This window comes from Microbispora sp. NBRC 16548 (genome assembly GCF_030268985.1).
Lineage (GTDB): Bacteria > Actinomycetota > Actinomycetes > Streptosporangiales > Streptosporangiaceae > Microbispora > Microbispora catharanthi.
Genome location: NZ_BSSF01000023.1, coordinates 79,669 through 86,740, shown reverse-complemented (window position 1 = coordinate 86,740; position 7,072 = coordinate 79,669). Strand labels below are relative to the sequence as shown.

4 protein-coding genes are annotated in these 7,072 nt (G+C 67.5%); all 4 read right to left on the bottom strand.

The window, feature by feature from the left end; all coding sequences use genetic code 11:
• Positions 1-353 (bottom strand): hypothetical protein (locus QSK36_RS39350; protein WP_502883434.1); only part of this gene is annotated, 353 nt, incomplete at its 3' end.
• A 188-nt stretch (positions 354-541) separates the two neighbouring features.
• Positions 542-1,183: a hypothetical protein gene (locus QSK36_RS39345; protein ID WP_285785911.1), complete on the bottom strand. Its 642-nt coding sequence runs from the start codon at positions 1,181-1,183 to the stop codon at positions 542-544.
• 172 nt (positions 1,184-1,355) lie between these two features.
• On the bottom strand, positions 1,356-4,217 hold the full coding sequence (locus tag QSK36_RS39340) for an alpha-L-fucosidase (RefSeq protein WP_285785910.1): 2,862 nt from the start codon (positions 4,215-4,217) through the stop codon (positions 1,356-1,358).
• Positions 4,218-5,224: 1,007 nt separating this feature from the next.
• Positions 5,225-6,985 (bottom strand): carbohydrate-binding protein, encoded by a 1,761-nt coding sequence (locus QSK36_RS39335; RefSeq protein WP_285785909.1) that lies wholly within the window; start codon positions 6,983-6,985, stop codon positions 5,225-5,227.
• Positions 6,986-7,072 lie beyond the last annotated feature (87 nt).

Here is a 7,072-nt window from a genome sequence, read left to right as displayed (position 1 = left end):
TTCACCGGCACGACGGCGGTGGCTCCGGCGGCGATGGTCACTTTGTCGGGGATTTCGATCCAGGCGCCGCCGTCGACGGGTGTGGCGTCCGAGGGCCGCATGTCGAAGTAGCCCTTGGCGGTCAGGTAGCCGTCGTTGGCGTCGATCGCGAAGTCGACGGGCGCTGTGGAGCGGTTGATGACCGCGACGTGTTCGGTGACCTGCTGCCCGCCGGCGAGTTCGATGTCGATGACGCTGCGGCCGTCGGGGCCGTTGGCGTCGGCCGGGACGACCGACCAGGTGGTGTCGGCCCCGGCCGGGACGGCGAACGCGACCGCGGCGACCATGGCAACCACGACGACCACGATGGTCACGCCGACACCCTGAAAGACGGCGCGGAGGGCTGCGCGGGCGGCGCGGGGGGTCGTGCGGGCGGCCCGCGGGCGGCTCCTGGTCGGCAACGGTTGCTCCTGTCTCATCGTGGGCGTCCGGGATGCGTGCCAGGCTGGCACAAGATCCCGGACGCCCACATCGGGCGGTGGCGTCCGCCTCGCCTGCGGGGTCAGGACTGGTTGAACAGTGACAGCGTGAGGGTGGAGTGGTATTCCCCGGCGGCGACGTCGGTGGAGGTGCGCAGGGCGAGGTCGGCGTTGACCTGCGAGGTGCCGATCTCGTCGGAGGAGTTGGCGGTGGACACCAGCAGTTCCTGGCCTTCGAGTCCCACCTGGGGGGCTCCGGTGCCGTCGGAGATGACGCTGGAGACCGGCTCACCGGCCGCCACCGCTCCGGTGGAGGAGTCGCTCAGCAGACGCGGCTTCCAGCCCAGGTACTGCGGGCCGATGGTCTTGGCCGGGTCGTCGGCCGCGACGAACTGGCTGGCCTGGCCGACGACCGCCCAGAACTCCCCGGCGGGGATGTCTTCGGGCTGGCGGGTGTCGGACACGGTGACCGTGGGCAGGGTGCCGACGAACTGGCGGGCGGTGGCGTCGGACCCGTTTTCCTGCAGAGCCACGCCGTTGTTGTCGGCCACCGTCATCGCCACCTGGCCGGGGGTGGTGGTGGGCTCGATCTTCACCGACACGTCGATGCCGTTGCCGGTGCCGGGGTCGTCGTCGGCCATGGCGGGGCCGGCCACGCCGGCGCCGGCGAGCGCGAGGCCGAGCACGGACGCGGCCAGCAGCTGGGTGGTCCTGGTGATTTTCATGTCATCGCTCCATTTATGGGGGGCGGGGCCAGCCGGCTGATCAGCCGGACGGCCCCGGTTGTGCTGGGTCGACGAATCAAGCCCTGTCAGACCCCCTAAGGCGGTGACCGCGTCGTGGGGACCGCGGTCACCGCCGGTGCGGCCGGCCGTGGCCGGCCGCGGTGTGAGCGGCTCAGCTGCAGCTGGCCGCGGTGTAGGCGGCGTCGTAGGACGTGGTGACCTGCTTGCCGTCGATCGTGGCGGTGCCCTTCGCGGTCGCCGTGCCGGCGTCGATGTGGGCGGCCCGGGTGTTGAAGGACTGGTAGGCCTGCTTGCCCGGGGCCACGTCGGCCACGGTCTTGGACCCGAACGGGGTGGTCGGCGTGATCGTCGCCGGCACATCGCCGTTGTTGACGGCCGTGACCGCCACGTAGGCCGAGGTGCCGATGCAGCGCGAGGCGGCGGTGACGGTCAGCTTGACCGTGGGCGTGGCCGGGGTGGAGATCGTCAGCGTGAGCGTCTTGGCCTCCTCGGCGTTGCCCGCCTTGTCGGTCGAGCGGTAGGCCAGCGTGTGCTGCCCATCGCCGCTGACCTTGACCGGCTCGGTGTAGGCGGTCCAGTCACCACCGTCGAGCTTGTACTCGGTCTTGGCGACCCCGCTGCCGCCGGTCTCGTCGACCGCCTTCAGCGTGACCGTGACCGGACCGGTGAACGAGCCGCCCTCCGGCTGCGCCGGGTCGGTCGTCGCCGTCGTCACCGGAGCGGTCTTGTCCGCGTTCGCCGCCTTGTTCAGCCGCCACCGCAGGTTGGGGCTCGTGTCCAGCCTCCACTGCTTGAGCGACGATCCCTCCGGCACGCTGCCGCCGCTGTCGAGGGCGAGGCCGCTCGCGCGGTTGAGGATGTTGTAGACGCCTTCGGAGACCACGGACAGCTGGAACTGCTGCTGCTGGCTGCCGGTCCAGGCCGACTGCTTCACGAACGATCCGGACGCCCCGCCGGCGCCGTCGATGACCAGCCCGGTGGCCGGGTTCTCCAGCCGGACGAACCCGTCCCCGGTGTCGACGACTCGCCATGTCTGCGTAACGCCGCCGTTCACGGTCCGGAGCTGCGGCGAGGCGCCCGCGGTGGCCGGCGTTCCGGTGTCGACGGCGAAACTGTTGGCCACGTTCTGGATCACGAACGGCAGGCTGAGGTCTCGGCCCACCCGCAGCGATCCGACCGTCGCCGCATTCGGCACGTCACCCGTGTAGGTGACCGGGGTGCCCTGGAAGTTGTCCTGCGGGTAAGCGGTGATCTGGTATCCGTCGGCGATCCGCATCGAAGCGATCTTGTTCGCCGTGATACCCAGTTTCTGCAGGTCGGCGGTCGTGTAGTCGCCAGGCTTCAGCACGGCGCTGTTGCCCAGGTAGCCGGCCTGCTCGTAGACCGCCGCACCGTCGCTCGGCGCCGGAGTCGGGATCTCGCCGTCGAACGTGAGCTTCAGGACGTAGGCCAGCGACTCGGCCGGCTTCTGCGCCGGGAAGGTGACGCGCAGGGCGTCCGCGGACTGCTGGTAGTTCACGTCGACGTACGACCCCGGCGTCGCGCCCAGCAGCTGCACCTTGTCGAGCTGGTCCAGATTCATCCGCTTGCCGCCCAGGGTGGCGATGTCCAGGGTGGCACCGTCACCAGGCCAGCCCAGGACGGTGGCGTACAGCACGTTGTCCTGCTTGTTCCTGGTGAACCGGATGTCCTTGGCGGTACCGGCCCGCGGCGTGCTGAAGGTCCCGCCGCCCATCTGCGTCGGTCCCTCGCCGAAGACGCCCCAGGCGCGGGTGGAGTAGATCGACTCGCCGTTCTGCTTCAGATAGGCGCCGATGTCGAGCAGGACATCCCGCTGTCCCTGGGGGATCTCACCTTCGGCGGTGGGCGAGACGTTGAGCAGCATGTTGCCGTTCTTGCTCACCCGGTCGATCAGGGAGTGCAGCAGCTGCGTGGAGTTGTAGTAGCGGATGCCGTTGGTGTAGCTCCAGCTGCTGCTGCTGATCGCGTCGTCAGTGAGCCAGTAGGGGGTGGTGATGTCCGCCGGGCCGCCCCGCTCCCAGTCCGCCACCTGGCCGTTGGTGTTGAACCCGGAGTCGAAGTGCTTGAACGTCGTGACGACGTCCTTGCCCCAGTCCTGGGCCTTGTTGTAGTAGTACGCGAGGAAGTTCAGCCGCTGCTGTTCGTCCACCTTGCACGGCGAGGTCGCCTCGTGACACCAGCCGGGGCTGTTCAGCGAGAAGTCCTGCCAGAGGATGTCCGGCTGGGCCTCGTCCACGACCTCCTTGAGCTTGTCGAACCAGAGCTGGTCCTCCTGCTCACGCGGGAGCTGCCCGTAGAGCTTCTGCAGGCTCGGGTCGGTCTGCTTCGGCGCGGGGTAGTAGAAGCCGTTGTAGTTGAATGCGTGGTGCATCGACACCAGCAGCTTCATGTCCTGCTTGCGGATCGCCTCGGAGAACAGTTTCAGGAGGTCCAGCTTGGGACCCTTGTCGACCGAGTTCCACTCGTTGACCTGGCTGTCCCACATCGAGAATCCGTCGTGGTGCTCGGCGACCGGGCCGGAGAACTTCGCCCCCGCGTCTCTGAACAGCTTCGCCCAGTCGTCAGGGTCGAACTTCCCTCCCTCGGACTTCAGCTTCGGGGCGAACTGGACGAAGTTGCCGTTCTTGTCCGTTCCGCCGTCGATGAACTTGTCGTAACCCCACTCGGCGGGGTCCCCGTACGTCTCGATGTGATGGTTGTTCTCACCGGTCCCCGACCGGTACATGTCGCGGCCGTACCACTCGCTGCCGAACGCCGGGGTGCTGAACGCCCCCCAGTGGAAGTAAATGCCGAACTTCGCGTCCTTGAACCACTCCGGTGACGGTGTGTGCTGGTTCACCGAGTTCCAGGTGGCCTCGTATCGCTGCACCGGCTCCGGCGTGGGCGCCGTATCCGCGCCGGCCGGCACGGCGGCGGCCAACGGAACGAGCACGACGGCCGCTACCCCGAGAGCCAACAGTCTTGGTGCCGACAGGGTTCTGACGAGCCCCATACCCTTCTCCTAACGGGCTGTAAAGCATGGGGCGCCTAGCAACACCCCAAGATTCATGGGATGTTACGTACATATTTCGGTCAGATCAATACCCTCTAAGTACCTTCACAGGGATAAAACGGACTGGATTCATCCCATGAAGGTCGGCGCGCCCGATGGCGGAGAGACAGCCAGCGCTTGATCGCGTGCTCTGCCCCGGATCGAGAGCCGGAGCCTCTCCCCCGCAACCTCCACGACCTCGGCTGCCGGCACAGAGCCCATTCCGGGAACACAACAAACATCCTATGTTTCTGGTAGGGCCCGCGAGGGAGAGACATCAGAGGCAGGACCGTTGCCAGTCCCCCTCTGGGGGGCTGCACGGATGTCGCGCCCGACGATCCGGCGGCACCCTCCTGGCTGCCGAAACCTTGATCCTCAAGATGGAAGGCTTGAGAGCGCGGCGGCCTAGAGTCACGGGGTATCACGGATGCACAGACGTGACCTCGGGTACCAAATGTTATCGATAACAGCATGGAAGCCTCGCGTATGAGACGTCCACTCGCCACAGGTCGGCCCGCCTCCCCAAGGAAGTACTCCATGCCAGCCCGCGTGCAGTCATCGGATCACTTGACGAGAGTGCGCTTCAGGGCTGCCATGTCCACACCGCTCGGGTGAGCACGCGACTCGGCACGCCTGCTGCACCGCGGCCTCGGCATAACCCCGCAAACGGCGGACTCTCGGGCTCCGGCCATTTCTTCAGCGAATACCGCGGATTGGCAAGAGCTTTCACGCGTCCGTTACGGGACTGCCTTCGCCGCCCGGTTTCATGCCTATTCCGCCATATTCCAGCCTCACTCTGACAGCTGCCTGATCATTCGATGCGAAATGGCGTGCGGAAACCAAGCCTCAGCCGGCGTGCGGCCCCGGCTCGGTGTCGCGGGGGTGAGGCGTACGTCCCCGATCACGAACGTACGCCTCGGACTCCTGGCCGCCGCCCCTCGCCACGGCGAAGAGAGGCAGCGGTCGCGTCAGGGCAAGGGGGCGATCTCGAACCGGTCGAAGACCATCCACCGGTTGCTGGAGGACGCGTTCTTGCCGACCACCCTGAACTCGAGGTTGTGCTGTCCGGCGGTCAACTGGAGATGACCGAGGGTGGTGCGATAGTAGGCGGCGGCGCCGTACTCGTCCTGGGGCGGGCCGAAGACCCTGCCGTCGACGTAGAGCTGGAAGAAGCCGCGGTTGGCCTCCCTCTTGAGGTTGGCGCTCAACGCGTACACGCCCGTGGTGGGAACGTTGATCGTGTAGGTGACGGACTGGCCCACGGCCGTCGATTCCAGGGCGCTCGCCTGGCCGCCGCTGGCGCCGGACTCGGAATAGTTACGGCGTACGACGCCCGCGGTCGAGGTGACGGGCAGCGACTCGGCCTCGTAGACCGTCGCGGCGCTGCCACCGATGACCGGGCTGACGTCGAAGCGCAGCGAAGCGCTCGCGGGAAGCGCGGGCAGGGTCACCGTCGTGCTGTTGCCGGAGACGGTGTAGTCCTGCTCCAGCACCTTGGCCGGATTGGTCAGCACGCCGAGGTCGTCGAAGCGGGTGACGCTGAGGTGGACTTTGCCGTTGCGTTGCAGGACGGAGGGGATATTGCGCAGGTTGAGCGTGACGGTGTGGGTGCCCGTGTTCTGGTTGCCGATGAGGCCGACGGAGCGGCGCTGGGCGGAGTCGACGGCGGTCAGGGCGTCCACGGTTGTGGGAGCGGACGACGTGGTCCGGACGAGCCTGCCGGTCATGTCCTTGTAGGTGTTGTAGTTCCACCACAGGCCCTTGGGCAGCGTGCCGGTGGCCTTGTCGGCGGTGTTGCCGAGCGTCGACCTGAAGTTGGCGTCGCTGCCGATGTAGTCCCAGTCGGAGTCGAGCGCGTCGACCAGACCGTTGGGGACGCTCCGCTCGAACTGGGCGAGGAAGCGGACGTTGACCCCGGGATCCCAGGCGTCGGAGTTGCCGTACCCGGAACCCTGGTACTCGGTGATCGTGATGGGCATCGGAGTGATGCCGTTGTCGATCATCCACTGCCTGATCTGCGCGGTGTGGCCGGGCACGTCGGGCGCGGCGGCCGTGAGCTCGTGCCAGCTGAGCACGTCGGGCAGGCAGTTGTTCTGCTTGCAGAAGGTGAGGAACTGCGTGAGCCGCGAGAAGTTGTAGGAGCTGAGCTCGGGCCCCTCGATCTTCACTCCGGGGTCCCGGGCCTTGAGGGTGTCGTACGCGACGTCGTGCGCGGTGAGGTACTTGGTGAAGGGCCGCGCGGTGGAGCTCCACTGCGCCTCCGGCTCGTTCCAGGTGATCCAGGAGTCCACCCGGTAGCCGTTGGTCCGGGCCTCGTCGTACACCCGGTTGACGATGGTCCGCCAACGGTCCCAGTCTCCGCCGTCGCCGGGCCAGTAGCCGTTGTCGGGACTGGAGGGGTTCGAGGAGGCGTAGTACAGACCGACCCGTAGCTTGGCTCCGGTCGCCGCGACCCTGTTGTAGGTGGCCCGGTCGAACAGACTGGGCAGGTTCGGGTGGTGATCGGCGCCGCGGATGGCCACGACCTTGACGCCGTCGATGAGGTACTGCGCGGGCGAAGCGGGTTCGATGCCGTGCAGGAATCCGCTCGCGACCTGGTTGGACGGACCGGCGTCCGCCCCGTAGTCGACGGTCAGCGTGATCGCGTCCGCGTGCGCCGGCAGCACGCCCGTCAAGGGCGCCAGCAGCACAGCGGCCGCCGCCGCCGTCAGGATTCTGGGGATTCTCATGGGGGGTGAGTTCTCCTTCGTGGTGTCCTGTGCCTGATGGCACGCCCGGCATCCGCCGCCGCTGCGGCGGATGACATGAGGCCGGCT

What these genes read in the sequence shown, in the direction of transcription:
- QSK36_RS39345 (WP_285785911.1), bottom strand. Translation starts at nt 1,183, where the DNA reads ATGAAAATCACCAGGACCACCCAGCTGCTGGCCGCGTCCGTGCTCGGC.
- QSK36_RS39335 (WP_285785909.1), bottom strand. Translation starts at nt 6,985, where the DNA reads ATGAGAATCCCCAGAATCCTGACGGCGGCGGCGGCCGCTGTGCTGCTG.
- QSK36_RS39340 (WP_285785910.1), bottom strand. Translation starts at nt 4,217, where the DNA reads ATGGGGCTCGTCAGAACCCTGTCGGCACCAAGACTGTTGGCTCTCGGG.